The sequence below is a fragment of the Rufibacter sp. DG15C genome (assembly GCF_001577755.1).
Lineage (GTDB): Bacteria > Bacteroidota > Bacteroidia > Cytophagales > Hymenobacteraceae > Nibribacter.
On the sequence record NZ_CP010776.1, the window covers coordinates 1,247,339 to 1,262,228 of the forward strand.

The 14,890-nt window shown below is 50.4% G+C and carries 8 protein-coding genes; 3 read left to right on the forward strand and 5 right to left on the reverse strand.

Going from position 1 to position 14,890, the window contains the following annotated elements:
• Positions 1-205: 205 nt before the first annotated feature.
• The 3 genes from TH61_RS05205 to TH61_RS05215 all read right to left on the reverse strand — a co-directional run bounded on the left by TH61_RS05205 (position 206) and on the right by TH61_RS05215 (position 6,593).
• Positions 206-970, reverse strand: a complete 765-nt coding sequence (locus TH61_RS05205) for an oxygenase MpaB family protein (protein ID WP_066506747.1) — start codon at positions 968-970, stop codon at positions 206-208.
• A gap of 331 nt (positions 971-1,301) precedes the next feature.
• The gene (locus TH61_RS05210) at positions 1,302-3,485 is read right to left on the reverse strand and encodes a glycoside hydrolase family 97 protein (RefSeq protein WP_066506756.1); all 2,184 of its coding nucleotides are present in this window, start codon (positions 3,483-3,485) and stop codon (positions 1,302-1,304) included.
• 390 nt (positions 3,486-3,875) lie between these two features.
• Positions 3,876-6,593 carry a PAS domain S-box protein gene (locus TH61_RS05215; protein ID WP_066506759.1) on the reverse strand — a complete coding sequence of 906 codons (2,718 nt, stop codon included), beginning with the start codon at positions 6,591-6,593 and terminating at the stop codon, positions 3,876-3,878.
• 517 nt (positions 6,594-7,110) lie between these two features.
• Here TH61_RS05215 and TH61_RS05220 point away from each other — a divergent pair.
• Entirely contained in the window at positions 7,111-8,190 is a 1,080-nt protein-coding gene (locus TH61_RS05220) for an ATP-binding protein (RefSeq protein ID WP_066506761.1), read from the forward strand.
• A 63-nt stretch (positions 8,191-8,253) separates the two neighbouring features.
• Here the strand turns inward: TH61_RS05220 and TH61_RS05225 are convergent, their stop codons facing one another.
• Positions 8,254-8,982: a LytTR family DNA-binding domain-containing protein gene (locus tag TH61_RS05225; RefSeq protein ID WP_066506763.1), complete on the reverse strand. Its 729-nt coding sequence runs from the start codon at positions 8,980-8,982 to the stop codon at positions 8,254-8,256.
• Complete coding sequence (locus TH61_RS05230) at positions 8,951-9,988, reverse strand: sensor histidine kinase (protein ID WP_066506765.1); 1,038 nt, start codon at positions 9,986-9,988, stop codon at positions 8,951-8,953. Before TH61_RS05230 ends, TH61_RS05225 begins: the two co-directional genes overlap by 32 nt.
• A 332-nt stretch (positions 9,989-10,320) precedes the next feature.
• Here TH61_RS05230 and TH61_RS05235 point away from each other — a divergent pair, with 332 nt between their 5' ends.
• Together TH61_RS05235 and TH61_RS05240 are read left to right on the forward strand one after the other, a co-directional pair.
• The gene (locus TH61_RS05235; protein ID WP_082780303.1) at positions 10,321-11,244 is read left to right on the forward strand and encodes an ABC transporter ATP-binding protein; all 924 of its coding nucleotides are present in this window, start codon (positions 10,321-10,323) and stop codon (positions 11,242-11,244) included.
• On the forward strand, positions 11,241-14,879 hold the full coding sequence (locus tag TH61_RS05240; protein WP_066506770.1) for a M1 family aminopeptidase: 3,639 nt from the start codon (positions 11,241-11,243) through the stop codon (positions 14,877-14,879). The genes TH61_RS05235 and TH61_RS05240 overlap by 4 nt, the downstream gene beginning before the upstream one ends.
• The last annotated feature ends 11 nt before the right edge of the window (positions 14,880-14,890 follow it).

Below are 14,890 nucleotides of genomic sequence, written 5' to 3' on the forward strand. Positions count from 1 at the left end.
ACCCTAACTCTTTGCCTTTAAGATGGATGCCGTTTTTAGCCTGTTTCTCAGGAAATAGGTTAAAAACGGCATCTTCTTTATTTACGTCCTTTAAAATTTCCTTTAGCGTTCGCCCAATTAAATAGGCTAATCAATCTCAAAACGAAGAAACCCGAGGCAGAGAATACGCGCCTCGGGTTTCTTCATTCTTGGGACAAGTGGCATTTTAGTCTGGGTGAACGTCTAGTTGGTCAATCTGGTCTTTGTAGTCAGCGGGAAGCAAGATGTTTTTCAGGAGCCAGTCCATTTTCATAAGCCGGCTTACTTTGTACAACGGCACTACGGGGGTGAGTAGTGAGAAATCACTGAAGTCTAACAGCTCCCTTACCCGTTGTGGCACTACCAGTTTCTGGCCTTCAATCAACACCTTAAAGCGCATAGCCCCCAAGTGTTTCTTGTATTGCTTAAACAGGTCATAGGTGTACTCGCTTCTTTGGAGGTTCTCCTGCAGATGGGCCTCCCGTACCGGCAGCCACGCGGCGTACGTTGGGGGGAGTTCCTTCACGCCCATCCGGGTGCCTACCCGGTAGAAGACGTTGTACACTTCCTCCTTCTCGGCGTCGGTTAGTTTCTTTTCCAGCAGCTCATAGGCGGCAATAGAGTAATGGATGAGCATGAAGAGGACATCGCGGTAGGCCCAGTCTGGGATAGTAGCGCCTCTGCTTTGCTCTACCGCCGAGTGGATTTTGGCCATGGTGTCAATGGCTTTGTTGGCGTCTTCCATAGACGAGAACACGATCATTCTGGCGTACCTAACGGTAGAGAACAGTCGGCCTAGCGGGTCTGCCGGAAGCTTGCCGGTAAAGTACAGCCAGTCCACCGCCTTATTGAGGGCAAACTCAGCCGAGGCGCCCGCAAAAATGAACAGGATGGTGTCACTCTTGCCCCATATCTTCCGGACCACTGATTCCTTGTCTACAAAGTACTGCATAGCCTCACATTGCTTCTTCTTAAAGATACGTAGAATTGATCCCTTCCTTTCATAAAACCACCGCATTACATCAGGAAAAAACAGGCATTTTTTGGCTACTCAAAGAACAAGAAGTTTCTCAAACCCACTTCCCTGCAGTACTCTTTCCTATGTCTAAGACCCAATGACAAATTGGTTTTAGAACCTCGATGGTTATAAGGAAATCCATTTTTGGCTTAATTTTCAGAAAACAGGCCAAAAACGAACAGACGCGAGGTTTTGCCCGCGTCTGTTCGTTTTTGTGTATAAACTTGTCCAGTTTCTGAAGAAAAAGAACCAGTCTTCCTGCTTTCTATTTCTTGCCAGATGCTTCCACGAAACTGATGGCATAGCCGCCGCCGGGAGCCACAAACTGCGACAGCTTCGTCTTGCTGGTTACGTCTACTTTTCTGATGGTGTAGGCCTGCGGATTGGTCTTGTAGTGGGCGTCCTTGGCATCTGCGTAGATGGTGGCCACGTACTTTTTGCCTTTGTCCAGAAAGTCCAGTTTGATGTTAGAGGTTCGGGCGTTGTTGCCGCCCACGCTGCCCAAAAACCACTGGCCGGTGCCTTTGGCCTTGCGGGCTACGGTGATGTACTCGCCGGGCTCCGCCTCCAGGTACTTGCTGTCGTCCCAATCCACGGCCACGTCCTTGATGAACTGGAACGCGTCTAAGAATCGCTCATAGTTTTCTGGCAAGTCTGCCGCCATCTGCAGCGGGCTGTACATGGTCAGGTATAGCGCCAGTTGGTTGGCCAGGGTGCTGTTTACATGTGAGGTGTTGCCTGGGTTGAGCTTGCTGATATCCATCTCAAAAATACCAGGCGTATAGTCCATAGGTCCGCCAATGAGACGGTTGAAGGGAAGCAGGGTCACATGGTTGGGCTTGGATCCCCCAAAGGCTTGGTACTCGGTGCCCCGGGCAGACTCGTTCCCGATTAGGTTAGGCCAGGTGCGGCCCACCCCGGTAGGACGGACGGCTTCGTGGGCGTTGACCATGATCTTGTACTCGGCGGCCTTCTCAATGGCATACTGGTAGTGGTTCACAATCCATTGGCTGTAATGGTTCTCGCCGCGCGGCAGAATATCACCCACGTACCCACTCTTGACGGCGTCATAGCCATTGTCCTTCATGAACTGGTAGGCCTTGTCCATATGGCGCTCATAGTTGCGCACCGAGGAAGAGGTTTCATGGTGCATGATCATCTTCACGCCCTTTGACTTGGCGTACTCCCTAATGCCCACCACGTCAAAGTCTGGGTACGGCGTCACGAAGTCAAACACATAGTCCTTGGAGTTGCCAAACCAGTCTTCCCAGCCAATGTTCCAGCCCTCTACCAGCACCCCGTCAAAGCCATGCTTGGCCGCGAAGTCAATGTAGCGTTTCACGTTGGCCGTGGTGGCGCCGTGCTTGCCGTGGGGCTTGGCCTTGGTGTAGTCAGAGATGCCCAACTGTACCGACGGGTATTCATCCGTGTAAGACCAGTTGCTCTTGCCCGTGATCATTTCCCACCAGACACCCACGTACTTCACCGGTTTAATCCAGGACACGTCTTTGATCTTGCTGGGCTCATTGAGGTTGTAGGTCATCTTGGAGGCCAGGATGTCGCGGGCGTCATCACTGACCATCACGGTGCGCCAAGGGGTGCTGCGCGGGGCCTGCATGTAGCCCTTGTCTCCAATGGCGTCCGGCGTCAGCCAAGACTCGAACACCAGGTTCTTGTCATCCAGGTTTAAGTGCATGGCCGGGTAGTCAATCAGGGCGGCTTCGTGCAGGTTGATGTACAGACCGTCCTTGGACTTCATCATGAGAGACGTCTGCACCCCGGTAGGCGAAAAAGGCGTCTGCGACAAGTTACTCGTCACGGCCTTGGCCATGATCTCCCGTATCTCAGACAGTTTAGAAGTGGTGAAGTCGTATTCCTGCGTGTCATAGTCGCCGGCAATCCAGAAGGCGGTGTGGTCACCGGCCATGGCAAACTGCGTCTTCTCTTCCTTGATGACAAAGTAGGCCAGGTTCTTCTGGGTAGGGAACTCATACCTAAAACCCAATCCGTCGTCAAACAACCTGAAGCGCACCACCATCTGGCGGTTGGTCCCCTTCTGGTTAAGTGTTATTGCCAGCTCGTTGTAGTGGTTCCGGATGGTCTTCACCTCGCCCCAGACCGGGTTCCAGGTCTCATTAAAGCTAGAAGTCTTGGTGTCAGCCACCGTGAAGTTGTGGTGCAGGGAGGCCTGCAGGTTCACGCCTTTCTGCTCCATGTTGGCGTCTGAGCCTCCAGAGGCGTTCATAGCGGCGCTAGTCTTCAGCTCAAACCCCAGCTTGCTGGGTTTGATGACCGGCTTGCCTTTGTAGGTAAGGGTGTAGGTGGGGCTGCCGTCGGCCTGCAGCGCGAATTTCATGGTTAGCTTTCCGTTGGGAGAAGAAAGGTCCTGTGCATTGACCAAGCCCATAAAGGAGAGGAAAAGGAAGGTGGTTAGAAGAAGTTTAGTCATATATTTTGCTGCTGATTACTTGGTACAGGTTGGGGACTTTTGCAAGGGTTACTGTATAATACTGCTATTTAGTGATTTTGATTTCTTGGGCACGGCCAAATTCTGAGACGCTCCCGTAGGTACCGTTTGTTTCTACATATTCCGGTACCAAGAAGTGCTCATTACAAGACCATGAAGTTTACTGCAATAGTAATTAGAAAAGCCAAGGCAATGGGCACCTAAGAGAAATTTTGTGCTTTTAGGGGAAGGCATTTTTATCATAGCGCCAAGATGACCGAAGCGATAATAAAGGTCAAGAGTCGGTCATAAACTCACTTACAAGCTTAAAAAGAAAAGAGGCAAGCCAGATCTCTCTAGTTTGCCTCTTGGTTAGGTAACCTACAGCGCTTTTTACTGTTTCTGCACCCCGTGGGCATGCGTAGCCAATTCTTCTTCTAGCTCATGCGCGGCCAGGGCGCAGACAGATTCAATTTTGGAGAACAAGGACAGGATAACACCCATGGTTTTACCGTCTACACCGTCATCATTGGCATTGGCCCGTACACTAGCCACCAACGACTGCAGCGTTTTGGCTATTTCTTCTGATTCTGGGTGAATGCCCATGGTAGAGAAGGTGGGAATGATGGAGTGCGTGAGGTTTTTAAGCCCCAGCCAGTTTCTCTGGTCAATGGCCGTTTTCATCTCCACCACTAGCTGCGGAATCTCCATCAAATAAAGCTTGATCATTTCTACCATGCGGGCATCTGTCTTGGTGATGCGCTTGAGGTAGTCAAAGTTCACGCAGGTTTGGTTCTGGTTTGGTGCGTCTTGGTTATCTGTAGTTACCGTCTTCTTGACGTCTTCTGGGTTCTTAAGGTATTTGATGATTTTACTGTAGAGCAGTTTGTCATCTATGGGTTTGGAGATGTAGTCGTTCATGCCCACGGCCATGCACTTATCCACGTCTACGGTTGTCACATCGGCGGTGAGGGCAATGATGGGCACTTTTAGTTTTAACTCATTTCTGATGTACTCTGTGGCCTCAAAGCCGTTCATCTCTGGCATCTGCAGGTCCATGAGCACAATGTCAAAGTGGTGGTGGCGCAGCTTCTCTACTGCTATTTTCCCGTTGGCTGCCACCTCCATCTCAAACCCAAAATCCTCTAACAAGGTCTTCATCAAGAGCTGGTTCAAGGCGATGTCTTCTACCACCAACACTTTCACGTCTTTAAACCCATCCTCTAGCTCAATGTTGAGCCTGGATTCTGCATCTGGTTTTTCATGGGTTTTATTGAAACTGAGGATAAAGCTAAAAGTAGAGCCTTCGCCCACTTTGCTTTTCACGGTGATGGTGCCACCTTGCGGCTCTACCAGGTTTTTCACAATGGCTAGCCCCAGCCCCGTGCCGCCGTATAATCTGGAGGTGCCGCTGGTGGCCTGCTGAAAGTTATCAAAGATGGAAGTGAGCTTGGTTTCTTCAATGCCTATGCCGGTGTCTGTCACCGAGAATTCCAGAATCACTTTCTCGGCATCCTGTACTAGCATGCGTACCCCCACGGTAATCTTGCCTTTGGTGGTAAACTTAACGGCGTTACTCACCAGATTGAGGATGATTTGGTGCAGACGCACGGGATCGCCTACCAGCACCTCGGGGATTTTGGAGTCATATTCCATGACCAGCTCCAGGTTGCGCTCTTGGATCTTGGTCTCAAAGAGATGCACCATGGCAAAAATTGACGCCGAGAGTTTGAAGGGCGCCTGCTCAAAGGTCATCTTGCCGGCGTCTACCTTGGCCAGGTCCAGAATGTCATTAATGAGCACAATCAAGGCGTCACCGCTTAGCTTAATGGCATTCAAATATTCTTTCTGCTTGTCGGTGAGCTCTGTTTTCAGGACCACTTTGGTGAACCCAATAATGGCATTCATGGGCGTCCTGATTTCATGGCTCATGTTGCTCAGAAACTGCTGCTTGGCTTTTACCGCGTCTTCTGCAATGCCAGTGGCCAGCTCTGCTTTTAACTGAGCTTCCTCTGCCTGCACCATGGCCAGCTCTGCGGCAATCTTGGCTTCGTTGAGTTCAGTGGCTATGCGTTTCTGGTCGGTTACGTCACGGGCTACAATCACCACGCCCAGCACGGTACCTTCATCGTTTTTATAGACGGAGCCATTGAAAAGCACATCGGTGAGTTTGCCGGCTTTGTGCCGCAGCGTGAGCGGCGAGTCTGCCACGGCGCCTTTGGCAAACACCTCTTGGTAGACCTCCCGCGCCATCTGCGGATCTGTGAAGTAGGCAAAGAAGTCTGAGCCTAGAAGTTGCTCTCTCCCAATGCCCGTAATTTTCACAGTGGCCTGGTTCATGTCTGTAATCTTTCCCTCGGGGCTGATGGTGACTAAGGGGTCACGGCTGGCCTCTATCAAGCCGCGGGCGTAATTGGCAATGCGCAGCTCGGCGGCCCGCTTTATTTTTTCATCATTCTGGAAAGCAAGTTCCTTGTTGGCAAGGACTAGTTCTGCGGCACGCTTTTCTTTCTCATCGTTCTGGAACGCCAGCTCCTTATTAGCCACGCCCAGCTCCTGCGCTCGTTTTTCCTTCTCATTGTTCTGAAACGCCAATTCAGCGTTGGCCACCCCCAATTCTTGGGCACGTTTCTCCTTCTCGTCGTTCTGAAAAGCGAGCTCTACGTTGGCAATGCTCAGTTCTTCGGCACGCTTCTCTTTCTCATCATGCTGAAAGGCAAGCTCCTTGTTGGCTAGCAGCAACTCCGTAGCCCATTTCTTTTCAGCGGTTTCGCGGGCTACTATCACGGCTCCTTGCAGGTGGCCGTTTTCATCTTTGTAGACAGATCCAGAAAGGAGCACTTCTGAGAGGGTGCCATTGACATGACGCAGCGTAAAAGGCGCGTTGGTCAGGTCACCTTTTGAGAGCACTTCGGCAAACATGTTGCGCACCTGTTCTGGCTCAGTGAAATACTTAAAAAAATCTGAGCCCATCAGGGTAGCACGCCCCTCTCCCGTCATGGTCACCGACGCCTCATTGGCATCCAGGATTTTTCCCTGCAGGTCTACCGTCACCAATAAGTCTCGGCTGGCCTCAATTAAACGACGGTATCTTTTTTCACTTTCATTCATACTATGGAGGATAAAGCGCCGGGTGTGTGCAAGTTGGCGGTAAGCGTTTTGGTTGTTCAAGTAAAAGCCGGAGTAAGGATTAGAGCAATTTGGCTTCTAAGGGAAAGAGAAGACAGGCTTGGTTCTGTAGAAGGGCAGATGTGTGTTTGAATAAACCTTATTGACTATCTGAAAGATACGCCTTTTATACCGTAACTAATTTTATATTTCTTTTAGACGGATTGAGTGGTGCTGCCACTCAATCCGTCAGATTTTTTGGGGTTTACACAGCACTATTAAGGCTTTTCTGTCTTGTCAGGCAACTATGTTCATGATACCCGTATAGGGTTATTCCGTAGAATGCAGAACAAGGCAGCGCTAGTAGGGTAGTGTCAGTGAAAAGCACCGGCTAAAAAGAGCGTGTGAGAACCGCTATAGCCTTGTTTGTCTGCAGCTAACCACTTCAAACAGAAGGGCACTCACCTGTTCTTTTCTAAGAAGTGTCTTCTATAATTATAATTCCTAATAACCTTCATTGATGGGAGAAGCATCTGGCAAGTCAGAGAACCTAGAAAAACTAATTGAGCTGAATGATGAGCTGGAGAACTACTTTAGCAATACCATCATTCCGCAGCTCTTTGTGGATGCTGACATGATTCTGCGCAAGTTCACGCCTGCCGCCATGACGCACTTTAAACTCTCTGACAGTGACGTGGGGCGACACATCAATGACGTGTCCAACAACATTAGGTTCCCTACCATCATTGATAACATCCATGAGGTGATTGACAGCAATGAGGCGCTGGAAAAAGAGATTCAAACCACAGACAAGTTGTGGTACCAAATGAACATCCTGCCTTACATCATAAAAAAGGAGAGAAGGACCAATGGCGTCATCATCACCTTCATTGATATCAATGACCGCATCCAGAACCTAAGAAGCTATGAAAAGCTGAACAGGAACTATGAAGTGGTCATCCATGCGCTCTACCATGATATTAGGGGACCTATCTCCAACCTTGAGTCGTTGGTGAGCATTCTGGAGGAGAAAGACAGCGATGAGGCAGAGACCATAGAGGTGCTGGAAATGATAAAACTTTCTATCTCTAAGCTGAAGGAGACGGTAGATGACCTAGTGGACATTGGCGAGAAAGGCACTGATTTCACGAAGGCACCAGAGCGCGTGAACTTTGAGAATGTGATTGAGGATGCCATCCTCTCTCTCAAGGATAAAATCACCGAGACCAATGCTAAAATCACCTCTAAGGTGACCGTCTCTGAGATTAACTTCTCCAGAAAGAACGTGAGAAGCATCATCTACAACCTACTCAGCAACGCCATCAAGTACAAGGCCCCTGACAGACGCCCTGAGATACATATCACCACTGAACAGCTACCAGATGCTATTCTGTTGACCGTGAGCGACAATGGCTTGGGGATTGAGGAAGACAAAAAGGACGAAGTCTTTCACCGCTACATCAGATTAAGGAACGAGGTAGAGGGCTCGGGGATTGGGTTGTTCATTGTCAAGAACATGGTGGAAGACATGGGCGGTGAAATACAGGTAGAGAGCACAGTAGGCCAGGGTTCTACTTTCAAAATCTACTTTAAAGGATAGCTTTCCAGCGTTTACCAGAAGTATGGAATGGTGCCTTCCCCTGTAAAAGCGCCAATTTCTATTTTACGCCAAACCCTTTAGCTTATTATAGAATGCTTCTGCGTAGGTGTCACTAATGGGAATCAATTGATCTCCTATCTGTATCCTGTTTTTCTCAATATGGTCTATCTTGTCAATGGCCACCATGAATGACCGGTGCACCCGGGCAAAATCCCGGGCAGGTAAGAGTTCCTCCAGCTTCGCGAAGCTGATGAGCGTCATGATTTTTTCCTGCGGAGTGTGAATGCGCAGATAATCTTTCATCCCCTCCACAAACAGGATGTCTTTGATGGCTACTTTCTGAATGCGGTGGCCTACCTTTAAGAAGATATACTTTTGCTCATTTTTAGAGTCAGGAATCGTCTTATTCACTTCTTGAGAATGTCTTGGGCTTTGTTCCTGGTACAGGCGTAATATGCCTTTGTAGAACCGCTCAAAGGAGAAAGGCTTTAACAGATAGTCCTTCACCTCCAGCTCAAATGCTTTGATGGCATGCTGGTCATAGGCCGTAGTGAGGATGATCATGGGCTTGGGGTTCAGCATGGGAATGAAGCTGAGCCCGTCCAGGTCCGGCATGTTGATGTCCAGGAAAAGCAGATCCGGTTTGTCTTTTTCAAGAGGGGCCACGGCTTCTAAAGGACTCATAAAAACACCTTTGAGCTCCAGAAAAGAAACCTTGGCTATGTACTCTTCCAGAATTTCCTGGGCCAGCGGCTCGTCATCAATGATATAACACGTCAGCTTTTCTTTCATGCGCGGGTGAGTGGATGCCTTCGATTTTTAAGACAACGGAAAAGGTAGTGCCCTGGCTGTCAATCTCCAAATGGTGTTTGCCCGGATAAATCAAAGCAAGCCTCTTCTGAACGTTTGGCAAGCCAATCCCGCCGGGTTCCTCCAATCCAATAGTCCGGTTATTCCCAATGGGGTTCTGCACCTTGAAGGTAAGGGTATCTTCCTGTACCTCCACGTTGATTTTTATAGCACCCGGCTCCAACCGGGCGGGGCTGTGCTTGTAGGCATTCTCCAGAAGATGGATGAATAACAGCGGCGCAATGTGACAAGAAGCTATCTCGCCCTCCACCTGCATGTCTACCACCGGGCTATTTTTATACCGAAGCTGTTGCAAGCCCACGTAATCATTCAGGTAGTCCAACTCTCTGGACAAGGGTACCGTGGAGGCATTGGATTCATAAATCATATAGCGCATGAGAGAAGACAGTCGCATGATGGCTTCTGGCGCGGCCGGCGCTTGTTTGTACACCAGCGTGTGGATGTTGTTTAGGGTATTGAACAGAAAATGCGGATTGATCTGGGATTTCAGGTAATACAGCTCTGCCTCTACGGCCTGCTTCTCCAACTGCTCCTTCTTAATGGTGTTGATGACCAGATTCTCGGTGACCCTGGCCAGCCAGCTAAGAAAGACAAAAATGGGGACGCAGGTGAAAAAAGTAATAATATAGTGCTCACTGAAAACGTCCCAAATAGTCATCTTGCGGTAATGGAATACCATAAAAGGAATCGGACCGGTGAGCATAATGACTGCCAGCCTACTGAAGTAGGCCTTCTTCTGGTTCTTACCCAAATACCGGGTCAGGAGAATGAAATGGGTGTAAAATACATACAGGCAGGTTAAGACAAATCCCAACGTTAAGGTCCGCCAGTGCTCATTGTCCTGACTGAGCTGAAGCATCACCAACAGGGTGAACAGAACCCAGAGACCAATGTGAATGTATGTGAATAGCTTTTTAACTCGATTCATAAAACAAAGGTATTGTTTCCCTCCACTCCATAACTCCCTTTCTCGACCAGCCTGCCTTCCCAATCTACCAAATCCTAACTTCAGGCCGCAAGCGCTTTCGCGGAAGCAAAGTCACTGTTCGTCGATTACTTTACCGAGGTAGCATATCGTTTTTCCTTTTCTGCAAGGAAGATAATTCCTTTACAAAGAAGAGGAACCGATACGAGTAAATACATCGCTTCTAAAGGCTTTGAAATTTCCGTTTTTGGCCTGTTTTCACCAAAAGAAGCCAAAAACGGAAAGAAAAACAGCCCTACCTCTGATAAGTTTTCAACTGAGCAATCATGAAAAATATGGAACGTCACCCAATCACCCTGTCCATCCAAAATGTCTCCAAAACCTACGCCAACGGCGTGCAGGCCTTGACCAATATAAACCTGGAAATTCCGCCGGGCATGTACGGCTTGCTGGGCCCCAACGGCGCCGGAAAATCAACCCTTATGCGTACGTTGGCTACCTTGCAGGAACCCGATGAAGGAAGCATCCAATTGGGCGACATAGATGTATTGCGCCAGAAAGAGGAAGTGCGCCAGACGCTCGGGTATCTACCGCAGGAGTTCGGGGTGTACCCCAAGGTAAGCGCCGAAGAAATGCTGGATTACTTTGCCGTGCTCAAAGGCATTACCCACCGGGCCTCGCGCAAGGAAGTGACCGAAGGCCTGCTCAAACAAACCAACCTCTGGGACAAGCGCAAACAAAAATTGGGCGGATTCTCTGGGGGAATGAAGCAACGTTTCGGTGTGGCCGTGGCACTCTTGGGCAATCCAAAACTGCTGATTGTGGACGAACCTACGGCCGGCCTGGACCCGGCGGAGCGCGTGCGTTTCCTAAACCTTTTAAGCGAAGTAGGCGAGAACAGTGTGGTGCTTTTGTCTACTCATATCGTGGAAGATGTCTCAGAGCTGTGCACCAATATGGCCATCATCAACAAGGGACAGATACTGCTGCAGGCAAATACCCAAGAAGCGGTAACGGCCCTGAAAGGCAGAATCTGGCGCCAACTAACAGATAAGGATACCCTGCCTACCCTGGAGCAGGAACACCAGGTCATCTCGGCCAAACTCTTGAGCGGGCGCACCATGGTCCATATTTACAATGAGGAAGACCCCGGCAATGGATTTGAACTGGTAGAACCAGATTTGGAGGACGTGTACTTCTCTACCATGACGGGTAATTATGGGCAACCGCAGAAAGTGAAGGAGGTGGTACAGCTATGAAGTTCCGGAAGATTTTTCAAATGGAGTTCACCTACGGGTTACGCAGTGTCACCACCTGGCTGTACTTTCTAGTCCAGTTGGTTCTTTCCCTTCTCTGGATGATAGGTAATTACATTCATGACGCGCGGGACGGATATTTCCTGGTCAACGCGCCCATCGTGATTGGGGCGGTTACCGTGCTAGGCATGGTGGCGTGGCTCTTGATAGGCGCCTCGGTGGCGGGAGATGCGGCGGCCCGCGATGTGGAGACGCGCATGTTCTCGCTCACCTACACTGCCCCCGCCAGCAAATTTGCCTATCTGGGAGGCCGGTTCCTAGCGGCTTTGTGCCTCAACTCCATCGTCCTGCTCGGCATCCCGCTGGGCATCTTGATTAGCCTCTATTGCACAGGCGTGGAACCTGAGATTATGGGTCCGTTCAGGTTGGCCACCTACATGACTACCTTCTTCTATCTCATTCTGCCCAACACGTTGATTGTAACGGCCATCCAGTTCTCCTTCGCGTCGCTCACCCGGCGGTCCATGGCCAGCTATCTGGGCGGGGCCATTCTCTTTGTGGCGGCGTTTATTTTAGGGCAGGTGTTGCAAAACAAAGGCGAATGGGGAAATCTGATTGACCCCGTAGGTTTCACGCCTATCCAAAGCCAATTGTCCAATGAATGGAGCCCGCTGGAAAAGAACACGCGTCTTCTGGCGCTGGAAGGTACTCTGCTTCTCAACCGCCTGCTGTGGCTTTGCATTGCAGGGGGAATGCTGGCGCTTACCTATTTCCGTTTTCGGCTTGTTTTACCGGAAACAGACCAAAAACGGAAGCAAGTCCTTCAACCAGAAACAACTATAATAGGCTTGACCTGGGGCAACAGCTTAGCAGGGAAAGCATTACCGCACATCAAGGGGATGTTCGGGTTGGCCACGCACTTGCGCCAGTTGCGCCTCCTCACTTGGAAGGGCTTTCTGCAGATAGGTAAAAGTTTTACCGGGCTTCCGCTTTTGGCAACCATCGCGGTCATGGAGTCCTTTGCCCTGAACGGCAACCTGAAGGCCAAAGGCGTTCCACTGCTTCCCAGAACCGACCAGATTCTGAACCTCTTTACGGCACCTCTAGGCGAACTGGACTTCTTCTGGATTATCATTGCCTTTCTTACTATTTACTACGCCGGGGAACTGGTGTGGCGGGAACGGGAATCAGGCCTGAGCGAGATTGCCCACGCAACGCCGGTGCCGGAATGGGTGCTTTTTTTGAGCAAGTTCTTGGCGCTTGGTCTGGTGTTGGCAGGGTGGCTGGTCTTCTTAATGACCTCCGGAATCTTATCGCAGTTAGGCAGGGGCGGAAGTCCTGAGATGGGCCTTTACCTGCAAAGCATGTTCGGGTTACAGCTGGTGGATTGTCTCTTGTTTGCGTTGCTGGCCCTCTTTGTGCACGTGCTGGTCAATCAGAAATTCGTGGCCCATTTGGTGGCTCTGCTGGTGTACGGGTTCCTGCTCTTTGCCCCTAACCTAGGCATTGAGCACAAGCTTTTCGTCTACGGCGCCAGCCCGAATTGGTCCTACACAGACATGGTGGGCTATGGCACTTCGCTGGCGCCGTGGCTATGGTTCAAGTTGTATTGGGTGGCATGGGCGCTACTGATAGCCGTAGTTGCGAACCTGCTCTGGGTCCGGAGCCGGGAAGGAAGCATACGGTCGCGTCTTAAGGTAGCCCGCGGTCGTTTTACCCGTTCCACTGCCTTGGTTACCGTTGTCTCAACGGGGCTTGTCCTCATATTGGGCAGTTTCATTTTCTATAACACCAATGTACTCAATGACTACACCACTTCCGCTGAGGGCATAGCCGAACGGGCCGAATATGAGAAGCGCTACCGGCAGTATAAAAACAGGCCCCAACCGCTTTTGACCAGAACCAAGCTCCACGTGGAGATTTATCCTGAGCGCCAGGAGGTAGATATACGCGCCACTTACTTTCTGGTGAACAACACAAAATCTGCCATTGACACCATTCATCTGGCCACTACGCCAGGCGTGCAAACCACCAAAGTTGCCTTTGACCGGCCATCAAAAAAGCTGTTAGCTGATGAGAGATTAAGACACCATATCTATGCGCTGTCCGCACCGCTCCAGCCTGGAGATTCGTTGCAACTCAGCTTTTCGGTGCATTCCAAGGCACAAGGCTTTGCCAATAGCGGAGCAGACGCCTCGGTGATGGCCAATAGCACCAACTTTCGGAACTATGAATGGTTGCCCGCCATCGGCTATCAGGATTACCGGGAGTTGGATGACGCTGGTTCCAGAAAAGAGTATGGGCTTGTTCCTCGGCCCATGACCGCTTCCCTCTATGATGAAAAAGCGCGCTTGACCGCCCCCTTCGCGGAGCGCGTCGCTGTGGATGCGGTGGTGGGCACCAACGGTGACCAGACGTTGGTAGGGCCGGGTGCCTTGCGCCGTACCTGGACCAAAGACGGCAGAAAGTACTTCCATTATGTGACAGACGCGCCCATCCGAAACGAATACAACTTCTTCTCCGCTAGGTACGCGGTACATGAAAAGCAATGGAAAGACGTCACCATTCAGATTTACTATGACCTCGGCCAAACGCTGAACCTAGAGCGCATGGCCAAAAGCGTGGAGGCTTCGCTGACGTACTACACCCAGCAGTTCGGACCGTACCCGCACCGCCAGATTCGGTTTGTGTCGTTTCCTGGGTACGGTTTTGGAAACCACGCAGCCCCCATCAACATCACTGCGCAGGAGGCATTCTTTATCTTGGACCCCAAGAACGACGAACGCGGCTTTGATTTGGTGACGGCAGTGGTGGCTCATGAAGTTGCGCACCAGTGGTGGGGCAACCAAGTAGACCCGGCCTTGACAGAAGGCTCCGGATTGCTTTCTGAGAGCTTGGCGTGGTATTCGGCGATGGGCGTTATGGAAGAAAAATACAGCCCTGCGCATTTACAGAAACTGCTGAGCTTTTTACGGGAAGAGTATGAGGTTCCAAAAACCAAGGCGTCAGTCCCTCTGCTCCAAGCCACCGACTGGTACCACAACTACCGCAAAGGCCCGATGGCGCTGTATGCCTTGAGCCAATACATGGGCAAGGACCGCGTGAATGGCGCCCTCCGGAGTTTACTCAAAAAGCATGCTTTAGGAAAACCGCCGTTCCCTACCTCGCTTGACCTTTACCAAGAGCTTAAAGTGGCCACGCCTGACACGCTCCAACCGCTGTTGCATGACTTTTTTGTGACCAATACCTTCTGGGACCTAAAAACAGAACAGGCTACGGCCCAACAAACCAAGGCAGGCGCTTGGCAAGTGATTCTTAATGTGCAAGCCCGCAAGTTTGTGGTGGACAGCATAGGCGTAGAAACTAAGTTACCCATCAAGGATTGGATAGAGGTGGGCATTTACGCCAAGGCAAAGGAGGGAGAAGCACTGGGCAAACGGATTTACTTGCAGAAGCATCATATTACTTCCGCTAACCAGACCATTACGGTGACGGTCCCGGGCAAACCTGACAAGGCGGGCATTGACCCAAACTTTTTATTGGTTGACTGGGAATTAAAGGACAATCTAAAGGAAGTGAAGCTGGCAGCGGAGCCAAAAGGCACATCTGCCAAGGCTAGTGGAATTAAATTCAATTAGACATAAAAAAG

Excerpts from the sequence above, each read along its gene's own strand:
- TH61_RS05235 (WP_082780303.1), top strand. The coding sequence starts at position 10,321 with ATGGAACGTCACCCAATCACCCTGTCCATCCAAAATGTCTCCAAAACC.
- TH61_RS05230 (WP_066506765.1), bottom strand. The coding sequence starts at position 9,988 with ATGAATCGAGTTAAAAAGCTATTCACATACATTCACATTGGTCTCTGG.
- TH61_RS05220 (WP_066506761.1), top strand. The coding sequence starts at position 7,111 with ATGGGAGAAGCATCTGGCAAGTCAGAGAACCTAGAAAAACTAATTGAG.
- TH61_RS05225 (WP_066506763.1), bottom strand. The coding sequence starts at position 8,982 with ATGAAAGAAAAGCTGACGTGTTATATCATTGATGACGAGCCGCTGGCC.
- TH61_RS05210 (WP_066506756.1), bottom strand. The coding sequence starts at position 3,485 with ATGACTAAACTTCTTCTAACCACCTTCCTTTTCCTCTCCTTTATGGGC.
- TH61_RS05205 (WP_066506747.1), bottom strand. The coding sequence starts at position 970 with ATGCAGTACTTTGTAGACAAGGAATCAGTGGTCCGGAAGATATGGGGC.
- TH61_RS05240 (WP_066506770.1), top strand. The coding sequence starts at position 11,241 with ATGAAGTTCCGGAAGATTTTTCAAATGGAGTTCACCTACGGGTTACGC.
- TH61_RS05215 (WP_066506759.1), bottom strand. The coding sequence starts at position 6,593 with ATGAATGAAAGTGAAAAAAGATACCGTCGTTTAATTGAGGCCAGCCGA.